The organism is Vibrio sp. 10N.222.52.B7 (assembly GCF_041474275.1).
GTDB lineage: Bacteria > Pseudomonadota > Gammaproteobacteria > Enterobacterales > Vibrionaceae > Vibrio > Vibrio crassostreae_C.
In genome coordinates this window covers 1-528 of the sequence record NZ_JBFRTU010000312.1, presented here as the reverse complement: position 1 = coordinate 528, position 528 = coordinate 1, and the positions used below count along the sequence as shown (strand labels likewise).

Here is a 528-nt window from a genome sequence, read left to right as displayed (position 1 = left end):
GAAATCAGCGGCTTTTTTGCATCTGAAGCTTTTTAAAATATAAAGCTCATCTAACAAAACTCTCTACAGTCCCAGTTTCAAACCCATTCACTTTATACCTAGTTTTAAATTCCGATCTCACCGTTCTAAACTAAAAGTTCATGCGCCTAAGCCACTCCCCTCATAACTTTACCTGCAAGCCAATTAGATACTTTCTTTTTTAATAGCACAGAAACACTTCACGTATAACAAAAGTTGGGAATACTTGGCTTATTGAATATTAGATTTTGTCGGCTTCTTAATAAACCGAACAATAAATAATCATTCAGAACAAAAACACCAAAAAGCGTTCATAAAAAAGGCAGTCAGTTAATAAGGGTATTTACAAGCGAAAGCCACCCTTATATTATACGCGCCATTGGAGGGATGGCTGAGTGGTCGAAAGCACCGGTCTTGAAAACCGGCAACCGTTAATAGCGGTTCTAGGGTTCAAATCCCTATCCCTCCACCACTTTAAAGAAAGCCGCTGAGAAATCAGCGGCTTTTTTG

1 tRNA gene is annotated in these 528 nt (G+C 38.6%); it reads left to right on the top strand.

The window, feature by feature from the left end:
- Positions 1–399: 399 nt before the first annotated feature.
- Positions 400–490, top strand: a tRNA-Ser gene (locus tag AB4512_RS22985).
- Positions 491–528: the final 38 nt, after the last annotated feature.